General features: G+C 65.5%; 19 protein-coding genes. 12 read left to right on the top strand and 7 right to left on the bottom strand.

Features of this window, described 5'->3' with window-relative positions; genetic code table 11:
* Positions 1-295: 295 nt before the first annotated feature.
* The 4 genes from fdnG to fdhE are packed head-to-tail and all read left to right on the top strand — an operon-like array spanning position 296 to position 5820.
* The gene (gene fdnG, locus AC3WL8_RS07195) at positions 296-3385 is read left to right on the top strand and encodes a formate dehydrogenase-N subunit alpha (RefSeq protein WP_492378066.1); all 3090 of its coding nucleotides are present in this window, start codon (positions 296-298) and stop codon (positions 3383-3385) included.
* Positions 3382-4272, top strand: coding sequence for a formate dehydrogenase subunit beta (gene fdxH, locus AC3WL8_RS07190; RefSeq protein ID WP_013953091.1), 891 nt, complete (start codon positions 3382-3384; stop codon positions 4270-4272). Before fdnG ends, fdxH begins: the two co-directional genes overlap by 4 nt.
* 13 nt (positions 4273-4285) lie before the next feature.
* Complete coding sequence (locus AC3WL8_RS07185; protein WP_492378065.1) at positions 4286-4960, top strand: formate dehydrogenase subunit gamma; 675 nt, start codon at positions 4286-4288, stop codon at positions 4958-4960.
* Positions 4957-5820 (top strand): formate dehydrogenase accessory protein FdhE, encoded by an 864-nt coding sequence (gene fdhE, locus AC3WL8_RS07180; RefSeq protein WP_492378064.1) that lies wholly within the window; start codon positions 4957-4959, stop codon positions 5818-5820. The genes AC3WL8_RS07185 and fdhE overlap by 4 nt, the downstream gene beginning before the upstream one ends.
* A 43-nt stretch (positions 5821-5863) precedes the next feature.
* Here the strand turns inward: fdhE and AC3WL8_RS07175 are convergent, their stop codons facing one another.
* A complete protein-coding gene (locus AC3WL8_RS07175) occupies positions 5864-6442 on the bottom strand; it encodes an NnrU family protein (RefSeq protein WP_013953094.1) in 579 nt (192 codons plus the stop codon).
* Positions 6443-6530: 88 nt separating this feature from the next.
* On the opposite strand from AC3WL8_RS07175, the gene AC3WL8_RS07170 reads away from it, so the two are divergent.
* Both AC3WL8_RS07170 and cax read left to right on the top strand, forming a co-directional pair.
* On the top strand, positions 6531-6935 hold the full coding sequence (locus AC3WL8_RS07170; protein WP_492378063.1) for a VOC family protein: 405 nt from the start codon (positions 6531-6533) through the stop codon (positions 6933-6935).
* Between the two features lie 126 nt (positions 6936-7061).
* On the top strand, positions 7062-8132 hold the full coding sequence (gene cax, locus AC3WL8_RS07165) for a calcium/proton exchanger (RefSeq protein WP_492378062.1): 1071 nt from the start codon (positions 7062-7064) through the stop codon (positions 8130-8132).
* Between the two features lie 35 nt (positions 8133-8167).
* Here cax and AC3WL8_RS07160 read toward each other — a convergent pair whose 3' ends face one another.
* The 4 genes from AC3WL8_RS07160 to AC3WL8_RS07145 form a co-directional block, all read right to left on the bottom strand.
* On the bottom strand, positions 8168-8569 hold the full coding sequence (locus tag AC3WL8_RS07160) for a hypothetical protein (RefSeq protein ID WP_013953097.1): 402 nt from the start codon (positions 8567-8569) through the stop codon (positions 8168-8170).
* A 147-nt stretch (positions 8570-8716) separates the two neighbouring features.
* Entirely contained in the window at positions 8717-9961 is a 1245-nt protein-coding gene (locus tag AC3WL8_RS07155; RefSeq protein ID WP_492378061.1) for a complex I 51 kDa subunit family protein, read from the bottom strand.
* A 19-nt stretch (positions 9962-9980) separates the two neighbouring features.
* Positions 9981-11630, bottom strand: a complete 1650-nt coding sequence (locus AC3WL8_RS07150; RefSeq protein ID WP_211981542.1) for an FAD-binding protein — start codon at positions 11628-11630, stop codon at positions 9981-9983.
* A 14-nt stretch (positions 11631-11644) separates the two neighbouring features.
* Positions 11645-12283 (bottom strand): 2Fe-2S iron-sulfur cluster-binding protein, encoded by a 639-nt coding sequence (locus AC3WL8_RS07145; RefSeq protein ID WP_211982190.1) that lies wholly within the window; start codon positions 12281-12283, stop codon positions 11645-11647.
* 396 nt (positions 12284-12679) lie between these two features.
* Here AC3WL8_RS07145 and AC3WL8_RS07140 point away from each other — a divergent pair, with 396 nt between their 5' ends.
* The 4 genes from AC3WL8_RS07140 (at position 12680) to AC3WL8_RS07125 (ending at position 17209) form a co-directional block, all read left to right on the top strand.
* The gene (locus AC3WL8_RS07140) at positions 12680-13573 is read left to right on the top strand and encodes a DUF2950 domain-containing protein (RefSeq protein ID WP_211981543.1); all 894 of its coding nucleotides are present in this window, start codon (positions 12680-12682) and stop codon (positions 13571-13573) included.
* Entirely contained in the window at positions 13570-14703 is a 1134-nt protein-coding gene (locus AC3WL8_RS07135; RefSeq protein ID WP_211981544.1) for a DUF3300 domain-containing protein, read from the top strand. The genes AC3WL8_RS07140 and AC3WL8_RS07135 overlap by 4 nt, the downstream gene beginning before the upstream one ends.
* Positions 14704-14811: 108 nt before the next feature.
* Positions 14812-16317, top strand: coding sequence for a DASS family sodium-coupled anion symporter (locus tag AC3WL8_RS07130; RefSeq protein ID WP_492378060.1), 1506 nt, complete (start codon positions 14812-14814; stop codon positions 16315-16317).
* Positions 16318-16414: 97 nt separating this feature from the next.
* Positions 16415-17209 carry an alpha/beta fold hydrolase gene (locus AC3WL8_RS07125; protein ID WP_211981546.1) on the top strand — a complete coding sequence of 265 codons (795 nt, stop codon included), beginning with the start codon at positions 16415-16417 and terminating at the stop codon, positions 17207-17209.
* 32 nt (positions 17210-17241) lie between these two features.
* On the opposite strand, the gene AC3WL8_RS07120 is transcribed toward AC3WL8_RS07125, so the two are convergent.
* Positions 17242-19305: a sensor histidine kinase gene (locus AC3WL8_RS07120; RefSeq protein ID WP_492378059.1), complete on the bottom strand. Its 2064-nt coding sequence runs from the start codon at positions 19303-19305 to the stop codon at positions 17242-17244.
* The gene (locus AC3WL8_RS07115; RefSeq protein ID WP_049800646.1) at positions 19278-20681 is read right to left on the bottom strand and encodes a sigma-54-dependent transcriptional regulator; all 1404 of its coding nucleotides are present in this window, start codon (positions 20679-20681) and stop codon (positions 19278-19280) included. The genes AC3WL8_RS07120 and AC3WL8_RS07115 overlap by 28 nt, the downstream gene beginning before the upstream one ends.
* Positions 20682-20979: 298 nt before the next feature.
* On the opposite strand from AC3WL8_RS07115, the gene AC3WL8_RS07110 reads away from it, so the two are divergent.
* Positions 20980-22410, top strand: coding sequence for an L-lactate MFS transporter (locus AC3WL8_RS07110; protein WP_013953106.1), 1431 nt, complete (start codon positions 20980-20982; stop codon positions 22408-22410).
* Positions 22411-22453: 43 nt separating this feature from the next.
* Entirely contained in the window at positions 22454-22576 is a 123-nt protein-coding gene (locus AC3WL8_RS07105; RefSeq protein ID WP_010809255.1) for an MFS transporter small subunit, read from the top strand.
* The last annotated feature ends 94 nt before the right edge of the window (positions 22577-22670 follow it).

Below are 22670 nucleotides of genomic sequence, written 5' to 3'. Positions count from 1 at the left end.
TCCAAATTTATCTGCATTCGAACCTGAGCGGCATTTCTCCGCTCGTGGAGCCGTGCGCGCGGGAAACCGGCACGGATGACGTCGCGTCGTGACCGGCGACGCAACTTCATTTGTGGTTGGTCATCCTCTTGCGCGTGCGCCTCAGGGACGTACCGGACGGGGCATCTCCGTGATCGATCGCGATCCGGGCGCCCCGGGGATACGTGCGCCCAAATCACGCCGCGGGTCTCGAATGCGATCGCCCCCACCCCTGGCAGCAGGGATGGGCGGAAGAAGAAATGACGATGAGACCACGATGACTTACACCACCAATATCGGACGTCGGCAGTTCCTCAAGATACTTGGCTTTGGATCTGTTGCCGTCTCGGCCTCGGCCCTGGGCCTGGGTACAGCCTTGGCGCAGGCGCCTGCCGGCGTGCGCCCCTACAAGCTGCTGCGTGCGAAAGAGACGCGCAACAACTGCACCTATTGCTCGGTCGGGTGCGGCCTGCTGATGTACTCGCTGGGCGACGGCGCCAAAAACGCGAAGCCCCGCATCTTCCACATCGAGGGGGATCCCGATCACCCGGTCAGCCGTGGTTCGCTCTGCCCCAAGGGCGCGGGGCTGCTGGACATCGTCCATTCGAAAAACCGGCTGCAGTATCCGGAATACCGCGCGCCGGGATCAAAGGAGTGGGTGCGCATCAGTTGGGACGATGCGACCAGGCGCATCGCCCGCCTGCTGAAAGACGACCGCGACAAGAACTTCATCGCGCGCAACGAGAAGGGCCAGCTGGTGAACCGCTGGCTGAGTTCGGGCATGCTCGCCTCGTCGGCGGCTTCCAACGAAACCGGGGTTCTCGACTTCAAGTTTGCCCGCTCGCTGGGGATGCTCGCGCTGGACTGCCAGGCACGCCTGTGCCACGGGCCAACGGTTTCGGCACTGGCGCCGTCCTTCGGCCGCGGCGCGATGACGAACCACTGGGTGGACATTAAGAACGCCAATGTCGTCATCGTCATGGGCGGCAACCCGGCCGAGGCGCATCCGGTCGGCTTCAAATGGGTGATCGAGGCCAAGATCAGGAACAAGGCCAAGGTCATCGTCATCGATCCGCGCTTCAACCGCACCGCCTCGGTTGCCGATATCTTCTCGCCGATCCGGGCGGGGTCGGACACGGCCTTCCTGATGGGCATGGTCAACTGGCTTCTGCAGCACGACAAGATCCAGCACGACTATGTGCGCGCCTACACCAATGCATCGCTGATCGTGCGCGAGGATTTCGGCTTCGACGAAGGGCTGTTCTCGGGCTTCGATCCGCAGAAGCTCGTCTACGACAAATCCTCCTGGAACTATGAGCTCGACGCGGCGGGGAACGCGAAACGCGATCCCTCGATGCGCCATTCGCGCTGCGTGCTGAGCCTGCTGAAGCAGCACGTGTCACGCTACACGCCCGAGAAGGTCGAGGAGATCACCGGCGTCAAGCGGGCCGACTTCCTGCAGATCGCCGAAATCGTCGGCTCGTGCTCGGCGAAGGACAAGACACTGACCTGGCTTTACGCGCTCGGCTGGACGCACCACACCGGCGGCGCGCAGATCATCCGCGGCGCGGCCATGATCCAGTTGCTGCTGGGCAATGTCGGCATGTCCGGCGGCGGCGTGAATGCGCTGCGCGGGCATTCCAACATCCAGGGCTATACCGACCTTGGCCTGCTGTCGGTGCGGCTGCCTGGCTACATGGACCTGCCCACCGACAGGCAGCAGACCCTGAAGCAATACCTGGCCGATGCCACGCCCAAGGCTGTGCTGCCCGATCAGGTGAACTACTGGAAGAACCTGCCCAAGTTCTTCGTCTCATTGCAGAAGAACCTGTTCGGCAAGCACGCCACTGCGGAAAACAACTGGGCCTTTGACCTGCTGCCAAAGTGGGACCGCAGCTACGACATGCTGGCCTATTTCGACCTGATGTACCAGGGCAAGGTCAATGGCTATCTCGTCCAGGGGTTCAACCCGCTGGCGGCGATGCCCGACAAGAACAAGACCTCGGCCGCGCTGTCGAAACTTAAGTTCCTCGTGGTCATCGACCCGCTGGTGACCGAGACCTCCAACTTCTGGCGCAACGAAGGCAAGTTCAACGACGTCAAGACCGAAGAGATCATGACTGAAGTCTTCCGGCTGCCGTCGAGCTGCTTTGCCGAGGAAGACGGGACGGTCGTGAACTCCGGCCGTTGGCTGCAATGGCACTACGCCGGCCAGCAGCCGCCGGGCGAGGCGCGGCACGATCCGGCCATCCTCGGCGGCATCATGATGGAGCTGCGGCGGCTCTACGAGAAGGAAGGCGGCGCCTGCCCGGCACAGGTGTTGCACATGACCTGGGACGAGGCAACCTATCACGATCCCCACAGCCCCCATCCCGAGGAAATGGCCAAGGAAGCCAACGGCTATGCGTTGGCAGACGTGTTCGACGAGACCGGGAAGAAGATCCTGCGCAAGGGCCAGCTGCTGGATTCGTTCGCGCAACTGCGCGACGACGGCACGACCTCAAGCTACTGCTGGATCTTCACCGGCTCCTGGACCGAGGCGGGCAACCAGATGGCCCGGCGCGACAACACCGACACCGGCCTGGGGAACACGCCGGGTTGGGCCTGGTCCTGGCCTGCCAACCGCCGCATCCTCTACAACCGCGCCTCGATGGATGAGATGGGGAACCCCTGGGATCCCACGCGCCAGATCCTGCATTGGAACGGCGAGAAATGGGTGGGCGCGGACGTGCCCGACTTTCCGCTCACTGCGGCACCCGGCACGCCCGTCGGACCCTTCATCATGCTACCCGAAGGCGTTGGGCGCCTGTTCTCCGTCGGCGGCATGATCGACGGCCCCTTCCCCGAGCATTACGAGCCGATTGAAAGCCCGATCGCGAAGAACCCCCTGCACGACAAGGTCACGCACAACCCGACCGCCCGCATCTTCCAGAACGATGCACAGCGAATGGGCAACCGCACCGAGTTCCCCTATGTCGCCACGACCTATTCCATCACGGAACTGTTCCGCCACTGGACCAAGCACTCGCACCTGAACGCCATGCTCCAGCCCGAGCAATTCGTCGAGATCGGCGAAAAGCTGGCCGCGGACAAGGGCATCGCCCATGGCGACACGGTGAAGATCACGACCAAGCGCGGCCATATCACTGCCAAGGCCGTGGTGACCAAGCGCATGCGCACGCTCCAGGTGGCCGGGCAGGCGGTCGATCAGATCGGCATCCCCTGCCATTGGGGCTTCGAGGGGGCGACCCGCAAGGGCTATCTCGCCAATACGCTTGCGCCGGGTGTCGGCGACGCCAATTCGCAAACGCCGGAATTCAAGGCATTCCTTGTAAACATTGAAAAAGTGGCGGGAGCACAAGCATGAACTCGCAGAACATCATCCGTAGCTCGGCCTCGTCGGAGCTGACACCCGCCCCCCGCATCCGCGACCATCAGATGGAAGTGGCCAAGCTGATCGACGTGTCGATCTGCATCGGCTGCAAGGCGTGCCAGGTCGCCTGCAACGAATGGAACGACCTGCGCGGCGACGTGCAGGAGAATGTCGGCGTCTACGACAATCCGCGCGACCTGTCGCCCAACACCTGGACCCTGATGCGCTTCACCGAGCATGAGGACCAGGCAGGCAAGCTGGAATGGCTGATCCGCAAGGACGGCTGCATGCATTGCGAGGATCCCGGCTGCCTGAAAGCCTGCCCGGCGCCCGGCGCCATCGTCCAGTACGCCAACGGCATCGTCGACTTCCAGTCCGACCTGTGCATCGGCTGCGGCTATTGCGTCGCCGGCTGCCCCTTCGACGTGCCGCGTATTTCCAAGATGGACAACAAGGCCTACAAGTGCACGCTGTGCTCGGACCGCGTCTCGGTCGGGCAGGAGCCTGCCTGCGTCAAGACCTGCCCGACCGGCGCCATCGCCTTCGGCTCGAAAGCGGAGATGCAATCCCTTGCCGGCGAGCGCGTGGCCGAGTTGAACGAGCGCGGCTATGCCAAGGCCGGCCTGTATGACCCGGCGGGAGTCGGCGGTACCCACGTGATGTACGTACTGCAACATGCCGACGACCCGAAGCGTTATGCGGGCTTGCCGAAGGACCCGGGGATCAGCTCGGTGGTCGCCGGCTGGAAGGATGGACTGAAACCCGCCGCCGGCTTCGTCGGCGCGGCGGCGGTGGTGGGCATGGCGGCGCATTTCATGGCGGTCGGCCCCAACACCACCGAAACAGACGATCACGACGCCCCGACTGACGGCGCGGCATAAGCGGAGACCGGAAATGGCGACCAACAACGACAGGATCCTGCGCACGAAATTCGCCGAGCGGCTGTGTCACTGGGCGATCGTGCTCTGCTTCTTCCTCGCGGCGGTTTCGGGAATCTCGTGGTTCTTCCCGACGGTGAGCTGGCTGAGCGGCTTCCTTGGCACGCCGCAGATGGCGCGGCTGCTCCACCCGTTCCTGGGCATCGCGGTTTTCGCGGGGCTTTGCTACATGTTCTGGCGCTTCGTGGGCTACAACATGCCCGCGCGCACCGACGCGATCTGGTTCCGCCGCTTCAGGGAGGTGCTGCTGATCCAGCATGGCGGCGAACCGCTGCAGATCGGCAAGTACAACGCCGGCCAGAAGGTGCTGTTCTGGCTCATCATGGCGTCGATCCTGGCCCTGCTGATCTCCGGGTTGATCATGTGGCGCGCCTATTTCGCCGAGTATTTCCCGATTCCCGTGCTCCGCCTGGCGATCCTGGCCCATTCCGTCGCGGGGATCGGCCTGATCCTGCTGATCGTGGGCCACATCTATCTTGCAATCTGGGTCCGCGGCTCGATCACGGGCATGGTGACGGGCTACGTCTCGCGTGCCTGGGCCAGGCAGCACCATGACCGCTGGTATGGCGAGTTGAAGGCGAAAGAGTTGAATCAGTCGAAAGCGGCGCAAGCGAAGGGCCACGAAGCATGAACCAGCATCAGACCACGCCGGGAACACTGTCATCGAACGAGGCCTCCCGCCATTTCACCCCGCTGATCCAGCCAGACCTTGCCGGTCTTTACAGCCGCCGCGCCGCACGCCTGCGTGCGCTGGCCGACGGGCACGACCTTGCCGATTACCTGCTCCTGGCCGCCCGCGTGGCCGAAGTACAGGCATCGCTTGCGCCCGGGGCCGGTGGGTCCGGCCCGGCAGACGCCAGGGCCATCCCGCAGGAGGGGCATTGGGGTGCCCTGCTTGATCGGATGATTGAGCGGCTCGCGCACGATGTTCCCGCCCCGGTCGCCCCGCATCTTGCGGCGCTGCGCGCCCTCCCTGCGGACGCGCGCCTTGGCGCCGCCCAGGCGCTGACCGAGGGCCGCTTTGATGCGGTTCCGGCGGCAATCGCGCCCTTCCTCTGGGCTGCACTCTCGCTGCAATGTGCCAGCGCCGCGCGGGCCGCGCCCGTGCCCGACAGCGGCCCGGCCGAGCACGCGTCCTGCCCGGTCTGCAGCACTGCCCCCGTGGCAAGCCTGATCCTGATCGGCGATCGCCAGGGCATGCGCTATCTGCATTGCGCGCTCTGCGAGAGCCAGTGGCACATGGTGCGGGCGAAATGCACCAACTGCGGCGACGCCTCGGAGCTCGACTACCTCAGCTTCGACACCCCCGAAGCCACGGTGCGCGCCGAAAGCTGCGGCGTGTGCCACGGTTACCTGAAGGTGATCTCACTGGAACGCGACCCGCAGGCCGAGGCCGTGGCCGATGACCTTGCCTCCCTGGCCCTGGACGATGCGGTGACGGCGGAGGGCTATCAACGCACCGGGTTCAATCCCTTCGCGCTGCCGGGATGAGGGGCTGCCCGACATATCCATTGCTAACCGCCAGATTTTTTGCTTACCCGAACGCCCGCACGCCGGTCATCCATTCATGAAGCACGAATCCGAACAGCGCCCAGCCCGCCAGCCCGACGACCGCCACCATCGCATCGCGCGCAGGTGTCCCGGTCGGGTAGCTGGTTCGCGCTTCCCGGTCCCGCCCGCGCGCTGACACGAAGTCCGCCACCGCCCACGCCAGGAACGCGCCAAACAGCACCAATGCGGCGAGTGTTCCGTTGGCAAGCAGGTGCCCCAGGGCCCAGGCCTGCACGCCTGCCAGCATCGGATGACCAAGCGCAGCCTTGATGCGGTTGCGAGGCACATATGCCGCCGCAATCAGCACAAAGGCCGGGATCGTGAGCAATGCGGCAACGTACCGCCCCCACACCGGCGGCGTCCAGACCACCACAGGATGCGCGCTGGCCAGGCCGTAGCCCCAGATAACCAGCGCCAGGCCGGCTATCGAAACCAGGGTGTACAAGCCTTTCCAGCGGCCGGGGCCGAGCCTGGCAATCTGCGCGGTGCGCCATGGGTCAGCAGCCATGCGTACCGAGTGCGCACCCAGAAAAATGAGCAATCCCAAAACCAGTACCGTCATGCTGCCACCCCTTTCTTTAGCGCCCGCCGCACGCCTATGCTAGACATATTGCGTTGCAGCGGTCCAGCCTTATTCAGGAGGGTTTCCCATGCTTCAGACCAGTGACGTCGCGGCCAGGATTCCTGCGCAAGACCTCGCAAGGGCGAGATCCTTCTACTCGAGCAAGCTCGGTCTTGAGCCAGTCGAGGAACGGCCGGGCGGACTGCGCTACAAGTGCGGCAACAGCTACTTCGTACTTTTCGAGTCGGCTGGCTCGGCCTCTGGAAGTCACACACAAATGGCCTGGGAGGTCGATGACATCCAGGCAACCGTTAGCGAGCTGCGGCACCTGGGAGTCGTGTTCGAAGAATACGATCTTCCCGGCCTCAAGACCATCAATGGGATCGCCGAGGTCCAGGGGAACTACCTGTCCAAGGGTGGCATAGGCGAGAAAGGTGCCTGGTTCAGAGACAGCGAGGGCAATCTCCTTGCCATCGGGCAACCGATCAGGTGAGTCCGTCGGCCTGATCGAACTACCCGCGGCTGTACCAAGCTGTCTTGTCTCTTGCCTGCAACCCCGGTGGGAGATAAAAGGACTGTTCGAGGACGAGCTGTCATCACCGAAAGCAGGGGGCAATCCATGTGGATGAATTTGCTTCTGATCTTTGTGCCGATCGCAATCGCCCTGGAATTCCTTGCTTCCGATCACCACCTCCTGATCTTTATCGCTTCCTCCCTGGCCATCCTGCCGCTTGCCGGGCGGATGAGCCATGCCACCGAGCAACTCGCAGAGTGCATGGGCGAGGCGGTCGGGGGGCTGCTAAATGCGACATTCGGCAATGCGGCTGAACTGATCATCGCACTTGTCGCCTTGCGGGCCGGCCTCCATCAGGTGGTGGAAGCCTCCATCGTCGGTTCCATTGTCGGGAATATGCTGCTGGTGTTTGGCGCCGCGATGCTCGCAGGCGGCATTCGCTATCCTGAGCAAAGCTTTAACCCGCGCGGCGCGCGTTCCCAGGCGACCATGCTCATACTGTCGGCGATCGCGCTGATCCTGCCTGCCAGCTTTGAAGCGGTAGAAGGCACGACAGCCGTGCTGTACCGGCTCAGCGCCTGGATTTCCATCGCGCTTCTGGTCGTCTATGCGCTGTACCTGGTGTTCTCGCTGGTCACTCACCCCGCGCTGTTCCGCGGCGCATACGAAGCAAAGGCGGTTGCTCCGGAAGGCGTGGAGGACCAGCCCTCCTCGTCCGTAGCGCGGGCGATAGCGATACTGGCGGCAGCCACCGTAGGGACGGCGTGGATGAGCGAGATCATGGTGGGTGCGCTCGGCCCCATGATGCGCGACTACGCCCTCAGCGACATATTCGTCGGTGCCTTTGTGGTAGCGATCCTCGGAAATGCGGCCGAGCATGCATCGGCCATTACCGCAGCCTTGAGGAATCGCATGGACCTGTCGTTCTCCATTGCGGTTGGCTCGAGTGTCCAGGTGGCGCTGTTTGTCGCGCCGGTGCTGGTACTGACGAGTCATTTTCTCGGTCCGGCCCCGATGGACCTGGCCTTTCGTCCCGCCCTGGTCCTGATGGTGGTCCTGTCCGTGCTGGTCACGGCGCAAATGGCGAGCGACGGGCACGCCGACTGGTTCAAGGGCACGCAGCTCCTAATCGTCTATCTTGCCCTCGCCCTCACCTTCTTCTTCCTGCCGCGCTGAAGACTGCCGCCGGCGACTTTGGCATCAGACACCCGCTACCGCCGCCGCGGTGCAGCATGCCGCGGCGGATAGAGTTTCTGGAACTGTGCCGTCGTGATCCCCATTGTGCCCTTGTCATCGATGATCGTCATCTCGCGCCACGCGCTCGGCGCGCCTTCAAGTCCGGGGAATTCCCTCAACTGCCAGATGCGACCCGTCTGCGTGTCGAGCAAGAAGGGGCCTGCACGGACCTGGGGTTGACTCACGATCTGATAGCGGCCAGGTCCAGCCTGTTGCGGCATATCATCGGCTCGCTGGGGCGGCGGTATGGCAACCGCTTCACTGCCGGCAGCGACGGGTGTTTTACCGCTTGCCGGGGCTGGCGGCTGCTCGCGGTTGCCGCATGCCCCGACCAAAGCCATCGACAAGCACAGCGCATAAGGTGCAATGTAGTGCATGGTTGGCTCCGTGATCTCGCCCTTCGCATCCATTGGAAAGCCGCCTGGCCGCCGTTCGGCGACCCCACAAGACGCCAGGACATCGCTGCGCGCGGCCGCGCGCTCGCATGGCGCGACGCCTCGCAAACCGGACGTTCGATGCCGAGCCTATGCCATCAGGAGCGCCTCGTATTCTTCCCGGAACTGGTGGAGGGAACTGTCCACCACCGTCACGGCGCCGTCGATCAGGCCACAACGCCCACTGCCGGGAAGGATGCGGCACAGGTTTTCCAACGATTCCAGGTCCGCGCGCACGCCGCGGCCCGTATCGATCCGGTTCAGCAGGCGCATCAGCTGGAAGGTCCCGCCCTTGCATGGCGGGCACTGGCCGCACGAGCCCTGGGCGAAGAAGCTGACGTACTCTGCCACCTTGCGGACGATGCTGGTCCCTTCCGACACCACGATCATCGCACCGGTTCCCAGCCGCGAACGCCGTTGCCGCACGGAGTCGAAGTCCAGCGCCACATCGAGATCGCGCTTGGTCAGCAGCGTATTGGAGGGACCGCCCGTGAAGACCGCCTTGAACTCCTTGCCCTGGAGCATCCCGCCGCCATGCCGGAACACGAGGGTTTCAAGGCTCGTGCCCATCGGCAGCTCATACAGGCCAGGCCGCAAGACATCGCCCGAGAGCGAGTACAACTTGGTTCCGGCGGCATGACCGATGCCGAGGCCGCGATACCACTGGGCACCGTTGCGCAAGATGCCCGGTACGTGGGCCAGCGTCTCGGTATTGTTGACGACGGTCGGTGCGCCATGCACGCCGTATTCGGCGGGAAAGGGCGGCTTGCGGCGCGGAAACGGGAACCCGCCCTCGACGCTCGCGATGACCGCGGTTTCCTCGCCGCCGATATACAAGCCAGAGCTGGGCAGGACGCGAAGCGACACCGGTCCGCCGACCAGCCCGGCCAGCTCGGCGAACTGCGGGTGTGCCTGCCATTGCTGCACCGCCTCGCGCGTCCGCGCCAGCGACAGCGGCTGATGGGGATTGACGTACAGCACGACATGGTTGGCGCGGGTGGCGGCCGCGGCGATCAGCGCGCCCTCGATCACCTGGTGCGGCGTGTGCTCAAGCAGAAAGCGGTCCTTGAATGTCCCCGGCTCGTCTTCGTTGCCATTGCAGATGATGTACTTGTCGCCAGCCGCCGCGGCGGCCACCGGCGCCCATTTTCGATGCGTCGCGAAACCAGCGCCGCCCATCCCGCGCAGGTCGGCCTGCTCGATCTCGGCGATGACCGCGGCCGGTTCGCGCAGGGCCCGGGTCAGCCCCTCTCCGCCGCCGCGTGCCAGCCAGGCATCCAGGTCGGCGCCAACCCGGATGTCCTCGTTGAGCAGAACCTGATTGAGCTGTTCCATCGCGCGCTCCGTGCCCCGCTTACCGGGTGCCGCCGACCGCCCGGCCCCACGCGCCGGAGTGCAACCCTGCGTCGACGCGCAGATCGAAATTCGCGTAGCCAGGGAACAGCTGCGGTGCCTTGACATGCAGGGGCAGCCCGGCCAGCGTCAGTTCCCGCTGCCAGGCGTGCACGTGGCCGATGCCGGCGCGGGCGGCCATGGCGCTGCGCCCGGCTTGCGCCGCGCTGGCACCGGCGCGCCGGCCCATGCTCAGGATATCGAGCAGCGCGTTGCCCATCAACCGGTTGCGCCCATGAATGCCGCCCGTGACCTCGCCGACGCAATAGAGCCCTGGCACGCTGGTCGCGCCCTCCATGTCGATGGCAACGCCGCCGTTCTGGTAGTGCAGGGTCGGGTAGACAAGGAACGGCTCCTGGGACGCATCCTGCCCGCACTTGTGGGCGAGATGGCGCAGCGTCACGAGCCGTTTTTCCAGGATGCCGGGGTTCTCCATTTCCAGCGTCGGCGTGTCGAGGAAGACACCAACCTGTCCGCCCCGCTCGATGCCGCGCCCCTGCGCGCATTCGCGCAGGATTGCCGAGGCCACGATGTCCCGCGGCTTGAGTTCATCGACGAAACGCTCGCCCTCGCCGTTGATCAGCTTCGCGCCGGCCGAGCGGGCGGCTTCCGAGATCAGGCCGCCCGCCAGGTGCGGCGGGTAGGCGATGCCGGTGGGATGGTATTGAAACGAATCCAGCTCGCGCAGGCGCGCCCCGATCCGATAGGCCAGCACCAGGCCGTCTGCGGTAGCCCCGTAATGGTTGGACGTCGGGAAGGCATTCAGGTGCAGGCGCCCCGCCCCGCCGGTGGCGAGAATCACGGCGCGCGCGCGCACCAGCATAAAGGTGCGCCATTCGAGGTTGTAGATCACCGCCCCGGCGCAGCGCCCCCGCTCGTCGGACAGCAGCTCGACTGCGGGGCAGCGGTTCCACACCGCGATGCCGGCCTCGAGGTCCACCGCCTCGCGCAGCACGCGCATCATTTCCAGGCCGGTATAGTCCCGGTAGGAGAGAATGCGCGCGGCCGATGCTCCCCCTGGCTTCTTGCGCAGAAGGTTGCCGCCGAGGGGCCGGTCTTCCTCCTGATCGAACATCATGCCCAGCCGGATCAGCCATCGGATCACGTCGGGTCCGTCCATCACCATCTGCGCGACCAGCTCGGGCTCGCCGCAGAAGTGCCCGGCGCGCAAGGTGTCCTCAAAATGCAATTGGGGACTGTCGTCCTCGCCGATGGCCGCCTGGATCCCGCCTTCGGCCATCACGGTGTTGCTGTCACCGAGGCGCAGCTTGGTGGCGAGAATCACCTGCGCGCCTTGCCTGGCCGCGGTCAGCGCCGCCGCGCAGCCGCCACCGCCCCCGCCGATGATCAGCACATCGGTGGACACGAGTTGCGCCCCGGCAATATCGACGTCGTCGATCAGCGCATTGGCTTGCAGATAGCGCGCGAGATCCGGCTGACAAGGCTCGCCGCGGTTGACGCCGACGGCCAGCGCGACGCGCGCATTGGGCCCGTGGTCGGGGTGATAGGCCTTTAGCAGTGCTTCGACGGAGATGTCATCGCCGCGCACCGCCGGCGCCACACCTGGACGGTAGCGCTTGCGCGCCTCTTCGTAGGGGATGCCAGCTGGCATGATGGTTCGTCCCGTCAGCGCGGCGGCTGCGCGCCGGGTGCGTCAAAGTCGATCGTCATCGCGCCGTTCTCGATCTGCTGCAGGCGCAGCATGAGATTGGCCGGCCGCAGCGTCTGCGCCGCGATCATCCGCCGCACGAACAGGCCGAGATGGTTGGGCCGGATATGCTCTGGGCAGGCCAGCGTGCAGAGGTTGCACATGACGCATTCGTCGAACACCTGGCCCGAGGCGGTCAGCTTGCCCTCCACCGCGAACCTCACGCCCTCCTGAACATCGAGTCCCTTCGGACAGGCCCGGTCGCATCCGCTGCAGTGACGGCAATGCGCGGCCTCCGGGAATACTTCAGAGATTGTTTGCAAGGCGTCCCAGCTGTCGCCGATTTCCTCGATACGATAGACGTGCCGCTCCGACGCCGTGAAGTAATCCAGGAACGCGACCTGCATGCCATCTTCGACCAGCGTTTCGCAGGCGAGCGCGGTCTTGACATCCTGCTCGCCGTTGCGCCGCACCATGACGCGGCATGAGCCGCACACCCCCTGGCCCATGCAGCCGACGCCTTCGACAAGCGTTTCCCCCGCGTGCAGGAAGGCCTGCAGGATGGAGCAGTTTGCCGGTGCTTCGACCGAGCGTCCTTCGATGCTCAAGCGTACCAGTCCCATCGCGTCGCCTTTATTGCCCGGCGTCGTTAGCGCCACACTGGCATTTCCACAGAAAAGGTCATATAAACCTTAGCACAAGGGAGGTCATTGCGAAGGGGGCGCCGCATCCAGGCTTGCTGGACACCGCTCGCTTCGCTGCTTGCGGCAACCGGGATCGCGGCGTGATCTGCATCGCCGTATTCCTTATGACCGGCGTGCCGCTCTTGCTTTGAATCGGAGCCCTGAGGACCCATGCTGCACCGCACTTCCCACCGCCGCGATCAGGCCGCATGCGTGGATCCGCCTGCGTGCCCAAACGCGACCCGCAGCCCGGGGCTGACCATTTACGCCAGATGGCGCCTTACCATGCGACCAGCGTGCCGGCAAATCATGACGCTCAGGGACCGGGCCATGGCAAGACTGCCGAGATTTTCTTGCGGGCTCCTCGCCGCGCTGAGCTGCATCTGCCTGTTTGGTGCGACGCATGCCTTCGCGCGCCAGGTTTTCGACTCGCCGGATGCAGCCATGGCGGCCTTTGGCCAAGCGGTCCTCAATGACGACGAGACGGCCATGCGAGCCATGCTGGGCACCAACTTCCGCGACATCATCCCCCCGGTCGGCGCCGAAGCGCGGAACAAGTTCAACACGGCCTGGACACAAGCGCATCGCGTGCAGCAAAGGGGCAAGCACGCGTCCATCGTCGCGGGCGACGACGGATGGACCCTGCCCGTACCGCTGGTCAGGTCAGCCAAGGGCTGGCAGTTCGACACGCTGGCCGGCGCCCGGGAAATGCGCCTGCGCCGCATCGGGCGCAACGAACTCGCGGTGATCCAGACCATGCGGGCCATCTGCGATGCGCAGACCGAATACGCCCAGACGAGCCACGATGGCGGGAAACGGCTCGTCTACGCCGGCAGGCTGTCCAGTTCGCCGGGCAAGCACGACGGACTCTACTGGCCGAGCGGACCGGATGAACCACAGAGCCCGCTCGGGCCGGCTTTCCGTGACGCCGGCACGCGCAATGCAAGCAAGGAGGGCTACCACGGCTACCATTACAAGCTCCTCACCGCGCAAGGGTCGCACGGCGATGGCGGCAGCGTGAACTATGTCGTCGACGGCGAGCTGTTCGGCGGCTTCGCGGTCATGGCCTGGCCCGTGCGCTACGGCGACACCGGCGTGATGAGCTTCATCATCAGCCACAAGGGTCAGGTCTATGAGCGCGACCTCGGAACCAACAGTGCCGCCAAGGCAGCGGCAACGACATCCTTTGATCCAGCTCCCGGCTGGCGGAAGGTGTCGCCATGAACCCGCGCGCCCTGACCACCGCTTGCTGTGTCCTGCTTGCGCTCGGCGGGTGCCAAAGCGCCGCTCCGCCCGCAGCGGGTACGGCCACGCCGGCGATGTCCCGCGAGGGCACGATGCAGGCCCAGAAGGAACCCGCGCCTTACAAGGCGGAAGAAATCGAGGCGCTGGTGGCGCCGATCGCGCTCTATCCCGATCCGCTGCTGTCACAGGTGTTGATGGCCTCCACCTACCCACTGGAAGTCGCCCTCGCCGCGCGCTGGAGCAAGGCCCATCCGAACCTCAAGGGTGACGACGCAGTCAAGGCGGTGCAGAACGAGTCCTGGGACGTCAGCGTGAAATCGCTGGTGGCGTTTCCGCAGATCCTTGCGCCAATGGGCGACAAGCTGGACTGGACCCAGAAGCTGGGGGATGCATTCCTGGCCCAGCAGAAGGAGGTTTTCAATGCCGTGCAGCGCCTGCGTGTGCGCGCCCAGCAAGCCGGACACCTCAAGTCGGGGCCGCAGCAGACCGTGACCGTGGAAACCGCAACCTCCGGTGAAGCCGCGCAGCAGACCATCGTGCGCATCGAGCCGGCGGATCCCCAGGTGATCTATGTGCCGGTGTATGACCCGGCGATCGTCTACGGCGGCTGGGGCTATGCGGGCTACCCGTACTACTACTGGCCACCCTACGCGCCCTACTACCCCGGCGATGCCTTCGTCGGAGGCATCGCATGGGGCATCGGCCTGGCCGGGGCCATTGCCATATTTGGCGACTGCGACTGGAACAATGGCGGGGTACATGTGGAGCACCACAAGGCCCGGAACATCGACCGCAATTTCGACGCCAGCAAGTTCAAGGGAGGCCGCTGGCAGCACGACGCGCGGCACCGCCAGGGTGTTGCCTATCGCGATAATGCCACACGGGAGAGATACGGCCGGAGCATGGCCGATGCGGCGGGCCGCAACAACTTTCGCGGGCGCGATGCTTCGGGGGGCCGGGACAATGGCTTCCAGGGCGTGGGCAGTGGCGGCAGCGCCGTGCAGCGTGACGTCAATCGCGGAAGCGCGAGCCTGCATTCAGGCTCCGGCCGCGCCGGCGGTTTCGGCGGTGGCTTTGGCGGCGGACGAGGTGGCGGTGGACGACGTTAGGGAAGCAATGCCCGTCTCGGGCGGTGTAGGTCGCGTTCCTCTGGTCGGCGGTTGGGCTGCCCTGTCTGCATCCGGAACTCCATCAACTCTTCTGGGAAGGATCGCAAGATGCTCACCAAACTGAAAGCGGCGTTCCTCTACTTCAATAGCGTGGTCCCGTTCCGGCTGGGCCCCGCCCTGATCACGACGGTGGTGCTGATCACCTTGCTGCTGCTGCCTGTGCCAGAGGGGCTCACGCCCAAGGCTTGGGGCCTGGTTGCCATCTTCCTGACCACAATCGTTGCGATCATCCTGAAGGTCATGCCGATCGGGGTGATGGCGATGATGGCCATCGTGGTCCTCTCGTTGTCGCAGGTGACCTCGACCTCGTCCAAGGGGGCGATCGCCGATGCGCTGACCGCCTTCGACAGTCCGTTGATCTGGCTGATCGTGGTGGCCATCCTGATCTCCCGCGGCGTGAAGAAGACCGGCCTGGGCACCCGTATCGGCCTGATGTTCATCGCCCTGATGGGGAAACGAACGATAGGCATCGGCTATGGCCTAGCCACCTGCGAGTTGGTGCTGGCGCCCTTCACACCGAGCAATACCGCGCGCGGTGGCGGCATCGTGCATCCGATCATGAAGTCGATCGCCAATGCATTCGACTCGGACCCGGCCAAGGGCACGGAGGGCAAGGTCGGCACCTACCTGGCGTTGGTCAACTATCACGCCAATCCTATCTCCTCGGCGATGTTCGTGACCGCCACCGCCCCGAACCCGCTGGTGGTGGACTACATCGCCAAGGCGACCAACCAGAGTCTGCATCTGAGCTGGACGAGCTGGGCACTTTGCATGTTGGTGCCCGGCCTGCTATGCATGCTGGTGATGCCGCTGGTTATCTTTGTGTTGTCGCCGCCGCAGCTCAAGGCCACACCTAATGCGGTGGAGTATGCGCACGCCGAAATGGCGAAGATGGGTCCAGTGTCGCCGAAGGAAATGGTCATGATATTCACCTTCGCGCTGCTGCTGCTGCTATGGGCCAACGTTCCGGCGATGGTGTTCGGTCCTTCGCTCACGCTGGACCCGACGGTGGTCGCCTTGGTCGGCTTGTTCGTGCTGATCATCACTGGCACCCTCGACTGGGACGACGTGCTGTCCGAGAAGAGCGCCTGGGACACGCTGATATGGTTCGGTGCGCTGATCATGCTGGCCGAGCAACTGAACAAGCAGGGTGTGATCGGGTGGTTCTCGAAGGGCATGAGCGACGCGATTGTGGCCAGTGGCATCGGCTGGGGTGGCACGGCTGCGATCCTGGTGGCGGTCTTCGTGTTCTCGCACTACCTGTTCGCCAGCACGACCGCGCACATCAGTGCGATGATGCTCGCCTTCCTGACAGTCGGAGTCCATCTGATGCCGCCAGAGTATGTGGTGCCGTTCATGCTGCTTATGGCGGCCGGCTCGGCGATCATGATGACGCTGACCCACTATGCGACAGGCACCTCGCCGATCATCTTCGGCAGCGGTTTTGTCATGATGGGAACCTGGTGGCGCGTCGGCTTTGTGATGTGCGTGGTGGAGCTGCTGATCTTCGCCGTGGTCGGGAGCGTCTGGTGGAAGGTGCTTGGCTTCTGGTGAACACGCAGCCGGACGACGCCCGATGAACCGCTCGTGATCCCGCCAGGTCGACGCGTTCGGCCGCTTCTTCGCCTCGCTCTGAACCCGGAGACGCAAAATGCCATCCGTAACGTCCGACGGTGTTTCGATCCACTACGAGGTCAAGGGCCAGGGTTCGCCCGTGCTTCTCCTGGCGGGGCTTGCGGGAGTGGGCGCCTCCTGGGGGCCACAGATCGACCTGTTCGCCGGGCATCACCAGGTGATCGTGCCGGATCACCGCGGCACCGGTCAGTCCGAGCGCACCGCGCGCGGCATGACGATTGCGCAACACGCGCGGGACATGGCGCGGGTCATCGAGGCAGTCGGGTGTGGGCCGGTCCATGTGGTCGGGTCCTCGACCGGAGGCGCCATCGCGCAGCTGCTGGCGATCCATCACCGCGAACGATTGCGCAGCGCGACCATTGTCTCTTCGATTGCTCGCGCGGACGCCGTCTACCGTCGCCAGTTCGACATGCGGCGACGCATGCTGACCGATTCCGGCCTGCGCGCGTCCACCGAGGCGAACGCACTATTTCTGTTCGACCCGAAATTCAGCCGCGAGCACCCGGAGCAGGTGCAGGCGTGGGTGAATGCCGCATCGGCCGGCACGTTCGACCCGGAAATCGGCTTTGCCCGGATCGACATGATCGTAGGACACGACGCCTTCGATGATCTTCCATCGATCACGACACCGACGCTGGTACTGGTGGGCGAGCGCGACTTCTGCGCCCCGCCGTACTTCTCTGCGGAGCTTGCAGCGCGGATTCCGGGAGCGGAGTTTGCCACCCTGGACGGTGGCCACTTCATCTTCCTGGAGAAGCCCGTACTCCTGCACGACACTGTGGAAGCCTTCATTGCCAAGCACGAGCGATGATCGGTGCGAGGGCACGGCGCCATCATGCCATGTCATGGCTCACCGCCGCCCGCCTCTGCCTGCGCCGGGGCCGCCCCGTCCTCGCGCAGCCAGACAATGAACTCGGCGCCCTGTCCCACCGCGCTCTCCACGGTAATGCGGCCGCCGTAGCGCTCCACCAGCGCATAGCTGATCGATAGGCCGAGGCCCGTCCCCATCTGCTTTTTGGTCGTGAAGAACGGATTGAACAGGTTGGGCAGGTCTTCTTCCCGGATGCCGTGGCCGGTGTCGCGCACGTGCAGCGTCACGCCCTGCCCTTCCCAGTCGCGCGTGCCCAGAGTGAGCGTGCCGCCCTCGGGCATGGCGTGGATGGCATTGGTCAGCAGGTTGACCACGACCTGCTGCAACTCGCTGCGGCTGATGCGCACCTGCCGTGTGGCCAGGCAGTCCAGCTCGACCCGGATCGACGCGCCCTTCAGCATGTGCCGGACCAGGTCGACGCAGCCGGCCGCCACTTCACCCACGTCCAGGCGCTCCATATTGCCGGCGTAGGCCTCTGGCCGGACAAACTGCAGCAGCCGGTTGGTCAGCTGCTGGATGCGTCGGACCTGCTCGTCGATCAGCCGCAGCTCATGGCGGACCGGCTCCGCGGCCGGGCCCAGGATCTCGCGCGCCACGTCCAGGTTGCCCTGGATCACGGCAATCGGGTTGTTGACCTCATGGGCCACGCCGGCGGTGAGCTGTCCCGCCACGGCGAGCTTTTCCGACGTGATCAGCTGCTGCCGGGCCGCCCGCAGGACGGCGTTGGATTCTTCCAGCTCGCGGGTGCGTTCGGCCACCTTGCGATCGAGCGAGTCCGCCCAGTCCTTGAGCTGGGCGTTGCGCTGCTGCAGGTCAGACAGCAACTGGTCGAACTGGCCGGCAAGCTGGCCCAGCTCGTCTTCGCTGCCCACCGGGCCGACGCGTGCCCCGGTGTTGCCGGCCTTGAGCGCGCGCATGGTGCCGACCATCCGCGCCATCGGCGCAAACACGCGCCTAGCCCACAGCAGCGAAAAGAGCGCGCCGGCCACGCCCAGCAGCAAGAACAGGCCCACCAGCACGCCCAGCGCCAGGTCCTTGGCCTGGCTGATCGGCTTGGCCAGGTAACCCACGTACAGCATGCCGATGCGCTGGCCGCGGCTGTCCGCGATCGGCTCATAGGCGCTCATGTACCAGTCGTTGACCACGAAGGCCAGGTCCAGCCATTTCTCGCCGCGCAGCAGCACCTTGTCGCGTACCTGGCGCGAGACCCGCGTGCCCAGCGCGCGCTCGCCATGGAACAGCCGCACGTTGGTGGCGATGCGCGTGTCGTCCAGGAACAGGGTCGCCGTGCCCTGGCTGCCGCGGGGCAATGACTCGGGCTGGTAGACCAGCGCGTTGATGGTGTCGATAAAGCCGAGGTTGTTGTTCAGCAGGGTGCCGCCGTGCAGGATCGCCACCAGTGTGCCGGCTTCATCGAACACCGGCGCCGCCGCGTGCACCACCATGCCGCGGGTTTCCAGGGTCTTGTCGGTGGGCACCGCATTGGCGGTGGGCCGCAGCGCCACCTGCGCGCGCCGGGCAAGCTCGGCGGACACGGATGCCAGCTGGGCCGCGGACCAGGCGTCGGTGGCGGCCGCCGCGCGGCCGGCCGCGGCGCTGCTCACGATGCGCCAGGCGGCAGGGTCAGCCCCTGTGCCAGCGGGCGCAGCGGCAAGCAGCCGCCCTTGCGGATCCAGCAGTTGCAGGAAGTCCAGCCCGTGCGTGCGCCGCGCGTCGGCCAGGATGGCGGGCATGGCGTTGCCGCGGCCAAGCCCGGCCACCAGCGCATGTGAGCGCGCCTCCTGCAGGACCCGGTCTTCCACGCCGCCCACCATATGCTCGAAGTACTCGTGGGCGACCAGCAGGTCGCTGTTGACCTTGTAGGCCAGCAAGGCCTGGAACGCGCGATTACCCCACAACCCCATGATCAGCAGCAGCACCAGCAGCGCCACCAGCAGCGGCGCGACCACGATGGACACAAGCTTGGCCCGCAGCGAGGCGCGATAGCGGCGCAGCAGCGCGGCCGGGCTCAAGGACGCAGGCCCCACTGCAGGCATTTGCGGTCCAGCGTGCGGCGCGAGATGCCAAGCCGGCGCGCCGCTTCCACCCGGTTGCCGCCCTCGGCCGCCAGTACCTGCAGGATGTGCCTCCGCTCCACCGACTCCAGCAGCGTGCCGTCGTCGGCCGGCATGGCTGCGTCCTCGTGCTCCGCTTCCGGCAGGTTCGCTTGAGGCGAATCGGCCTGGTGCGCGAGCAGCTCGACCGGGTATTCGCCAAGGATCAGCGCCCGCTCCACGAGGTTGCGCAGCTCGCGCGCATTGCCTGGCCAGTCGTAGCCCTTGAGCACCCGGATCAATGAGGGCGAGAGCGGCACCGCGGGCAGTCCGAGCTGGGCCGACAGCTGCTCCGAGAAATGCTCGGCCAGCGGCACGATGTCTTCCGGCCGCGTGCGCAACGGCGGGATGGCGATGGACACAACGTCGAGCCGGTAGTACAGGTCCTGGCGGAAGCGCCCGGCGGCGACCTCGTTGGCCAGGTTGCGGTTGCAGGCCGCGACGATGCGCACGTCCACGGCAATTTCGCGCTCGGTGCCGAGCGGCCGGATGCGCCGGTCCTCGATCACTCGCAACAGCTTGGCCTGCATCCCCAGCGGCAGCTCCGAGATCTCGTCCAGGAACAGCGTGCCGCCGTCGGCATAGAGAAACAGGCCATGGCGCCCGCCGGCCGCGCCGGTGAAGGCACCCTTGGCGTGGCCGAACAATTCGCTTTCGATGATCTCGGGCGCCATCGCGCCGCAGTTCAGCGGCACGAACTGGCCCTGCCGTCCGCTCAGGTGATGCAGTTCGCGCGCCACCACTTCCTTGCCGGTGCCGGACTCGCCCGTCACCAGTACCGTCGATGGCATCGGTGCCACCCGTGCCACCAGCGCCATGACCTTCTTCATGGCCTCGGACTCGCCGATGAAGTGCTTGTGGATGGTGTACTTGTCCAGCTCGCGGCGCAGCAGGTAGTTCTCCCGCGCGAGCCGGGTCCGGTCAAAGCAGCGCCGGATCGCATTGAGCATCTGGTCGACACGGAACGGCTTGACGATGAAGTCCGCCGCGCCCGAGCGCAGCGCGGCAATCGCCGTGTCCATGTCGGCGAAGGCGGTCATCAGGATCACATCGGCGGGGTTGCCGGCCGCGCGCAGTGCCTTGAGCCACTCCACCCCGCTGATACCGGGCAGCGCCACGTCTAGCAGGATCAGGTCGAAATGCCGTTGCTCCAGCAGCGCGGCACCCGCTTCGGCGCTGTCGGCCGTCACCACGCTGCCCACCTTGCCTTCGAGCGCGCGCGACAGGAACGAACGCATGCCGGCCTCGTCGTCCACCACCAGGATCGTGCGGCGCTGCCAGTTGTCGGCATCGGCTGCGTTGCTTTGTCTTTCGTTCATCACTTTAGTAGTTGCGGGGGCAAGGGAAGAGTCTAGCGACAGTGCGCTATCCGCCTGTATTGGGGGTAAACCGAGCCAGCCCCGCAAACCGCGGCCACGGATGGACAGTTTGGCCCGCGCGCGGGGCCGCCGCCAGGACATTTTGTCCACGGCTGCGCCTGACGGCCCGGTCCGCGCGCGGCAAGCCATTGACGGCAAACGAAATCCGCCATGGGCATGGCTTTTGCTGAACCACGCACTCCAGCCCATCGCATCACGCGCAAGAAGAGGCTGCCACTTCCAGGTAGGAGACAACTTCATGTCATACCCCGCGCAAGCGCAAACGCCCTCGCAGAAGTCCCAACACGCGTCGCCGTCCCGGCCAACGTCACGCCCGTCGGCCTTCTCCAAGGAGGCCATCATCGCCCGCCCCGGCTTCAACCGCTGGATGGTTCCGCCCGCCGCGCTGGCGGTGCATCTGTGCATCGGCCAGGCCTATGCCTTCTCGGTCTTCAACGAACCGCTGACCCGGATCCTCGGCGTCACGCAGTCGGCGCCGGGCGACTGGCAACTGACCACGCTGGGCTGGGTGTTCTCGCTGGCGATCTTCTTCCTCGGCATCTCTGCCGCATTTGCCGGCAAGTGGCTGGAGAAGGTCGGGCCGCGGCGCACCATGTTCACGGCGGCGTGCTGCTTCGGCGGCGGCTTCCTGGTGTCGGCGCTCGGCATCTGGCTGCACCAGATCTGGCTGCTGTACCTGGGCTACGGCGTGCTGGGCGGGATCGGGCTGGGGCTGGGCTACGTGTCGCCGGTGTCCACGCTGATCCGCTGGTTCCCCGACCGCCGCGGCATGGCCACCGGCATGGCGATCATGGGCTTCGGCGGCGGCGCGATGATTGGCGCGCCGCTCTCGGTCGCGCTGATGAACACCTTCAAGAGCGCGACCAGCGCGGGCGTGGCACAGACCTTCCTGGTGATGGGCGTGGTCTACTTCATCTCGATGTCGATCGGCGCGCTGGCCATCCGCATCCCGCTCCCGGGCTGGGCGCCCCCGGGCTACGTTCCCACCACCAAGGCCCGCAAGATGGTCACGCACGCCCACGTGCACATCGACCAGGCGCTGAAGACGCCGCAATTCTACCTGCTGTGGGTGATCCTGTTCCTGAACATCACCGCCGGCATCGGCGTGCTGGGCCAGGCTGCGGTGATGATCCAGGAAACCTTCAAGGGCAGCATCACTGCGGCAGCCGCCGCCGGCTTCGTCGGCCTGCTCAGCATCGGCAACATGACGGGGCGCTTCCTGTGGAGCTCCGCCAGCGACTACTTCGGCCGCAAGATCACCTATGCCATCTTCTTCGCCTTTGGCGCCGCGCTGTACATGGCGGTGCCGGCCGTCGGCGCGTCCGGCAACGTGGCCCTGTTCGTGGCCTGCTACTTCTTGATCCTGACCATGTATGGCGGCGGCTTCAGCACCATTCCCGCCTACCTGGCTGACATGTTCGGCACCGCCTACGTCGGCGGCATCCACGGCCGCCTGCTGACCGCCTGGGCCGCCGCCGGCATTGCCGGCCCGGCGCTGGTCAACTACATCCGCGAGCACAAGCTGGCCATGGGCGTTCCCAGGTCAGAGGTCTATGTCGACACCCTGCACATCATGGCCGGCCTGCTGGTGGCGGGGTTCGTCTGCAACCTGCTGATCCGGCCGGTGCATGAGCGCCACCACCTGCGCGAAGCCACCAGCGCAGCCTGAGCGCCACCCCGGATTCCGATACCAATACACAGGAGACACCACCGTGCAAGACGACCGAACTTTCGGCAAGACGCTGCTGCTGCTCGCGTTCTGGGCCTATGTGCTGATCCCGCTGGGCGCGGGCATCTGGTCGACCCTCGGGAAGGCCATGAAGCTGTTCAGCTAAGCGCTCGCCCTGGCCGTCCGCTGCATCACGATCCGTCGATGCAGCGGGGTCCATCCATGACTGTGATCCCGCGCAATGGCGCTATCTGTATTTG

It is taken from the genome of Cupriavidus sp. FW305-F7, assembly GCF_058782875.1.
This window is presented reverse-complemented; position numbering and strand designations above follow the sequence as displayed.

Excerpts from the sequence above, each read along its gene's own strand:
- AC3WL8_RS07140 (WP_211981543.1), top strand. The coding sequence starts at position 12,680 with ATGGCAAGACTGCCGAGATTTTCTTGCGGGCTCCTCGCCGCGCTGAGC.
- fdxH (WP_013953091.1), top strand. The coding sequence starts at position 3,382 with ATGAACTCGCAGAACATCATCCGTAGCTCGGCCTCGTCGGAGCTGACA.
- AC3WL8_RS07125 (WP_211981546.1), top strand. The coding sequence starts at position 16,415 with ATGCCATCCGTAACGTCCGACGGTGTTTCGATCCACTACGAGGTCAAG.
- AC3WL8_RS07110 (WP_013953106.1), top strand. The coding sequence starts at position 20,980 with ATGTCATACCCCGCGCAAGCGCAAACGCCCTCGCAGAAGTCCCAACAC.
- AC3WL8_RS07115 (WP_049800646.1), bottom strand. The coding sequence starts at position 20,681 with ATGAACGAAAGACAAAGCAACGCAGCCGATGCCGACAACTGGCAGCGC.
- fdhE (WP_492378064.1), top strand. The coding sequence starts at position 4,957 with ATGAACCAGCATCAGACCACGCCGGGAACACTGTCATCGAACGAGGCC.
- AC3WL8_RS07150 (WP_211981542.1), bottom strand. The coding sequence starts at position 11,630 with ATGCCAGCTGGCATCCCCTACGAAGAGGCGCGCAAGCGCTACCGTCCA.
- AC3WL8_RS07120 (WP_492378059.1), bottom strand. The coding sequence starts at position 19,305 with ATGCCTGCAGTGGGGCCTGCGTCCTTGAGCCCGGCCGCGCTGCTGCGC.
- AC3WL8_RS07175 (WP_013953094.1), bottom strand. The coding sequence starts at position 6,442 with ATGACGGTACTGGTTTTGGGATTGCTCATTTTTCTGGGTGCGCACTCG.
- AC3WL8_RS07155 (WP_492378061.1), bottom strand. The coding sequence starts at position 9,961 with ATGGAACAGCTCAATCAGGTTCTGCTCAACGAGGACATCCGGGTTGGC.
- AC3WL8_RS07130 (WP_492378060.1), top strand. The coding sequence starts at position 14,812 with ATGCTCACCAAACTGAAAGCGGCGTTCCTCTACTTCAATAGCGTGGTC.
- AC3WL8_RS07170 (WP_492378063.1), top strand. The coding sequence starts at position 6,531 with ATGCTTCAGACCAGTGACGTCGCGGCCAGGATTCCTGCGCAAGACCTC.
- AC3WL8_RS07185 (WP_492378065.1), top strand. The coding sequence starts at position 4,286 with ATGGCGACCAACAACGACAGGATCCTGCGCACGAAATTCGCCGAGCGG.
- fdnG (WP_492378066.1), top strand. The coding sequence starts at position 296 with ATGACTTACACCACCAATATCGGACGTCGGCAGTTCCTCAAGATACTT.
- cax (WP_492378062.1), top strand. The coding sequence starts at position 7,062 with ATGTGGATGAATTTGCTTCTGATCTTTGTGCCGATCGCAATCGCCCTG.
- AC3WL8_RS07135 (WP_211981544.1), top strand. The coding sequence starts at position 13,570 with ATGAACCCGCGCGCCCTGACCACCGCTTGCTGTGTCCTGCTTGCGCTC.
- AC3WL8_RS07160 (WP_013953097.1), bottom strand. The coding sequence starts at position 8,569 with ATGCACTACATTGCACCTTATGCGCTGTGCTTGTCGATGGCTTTGGTC.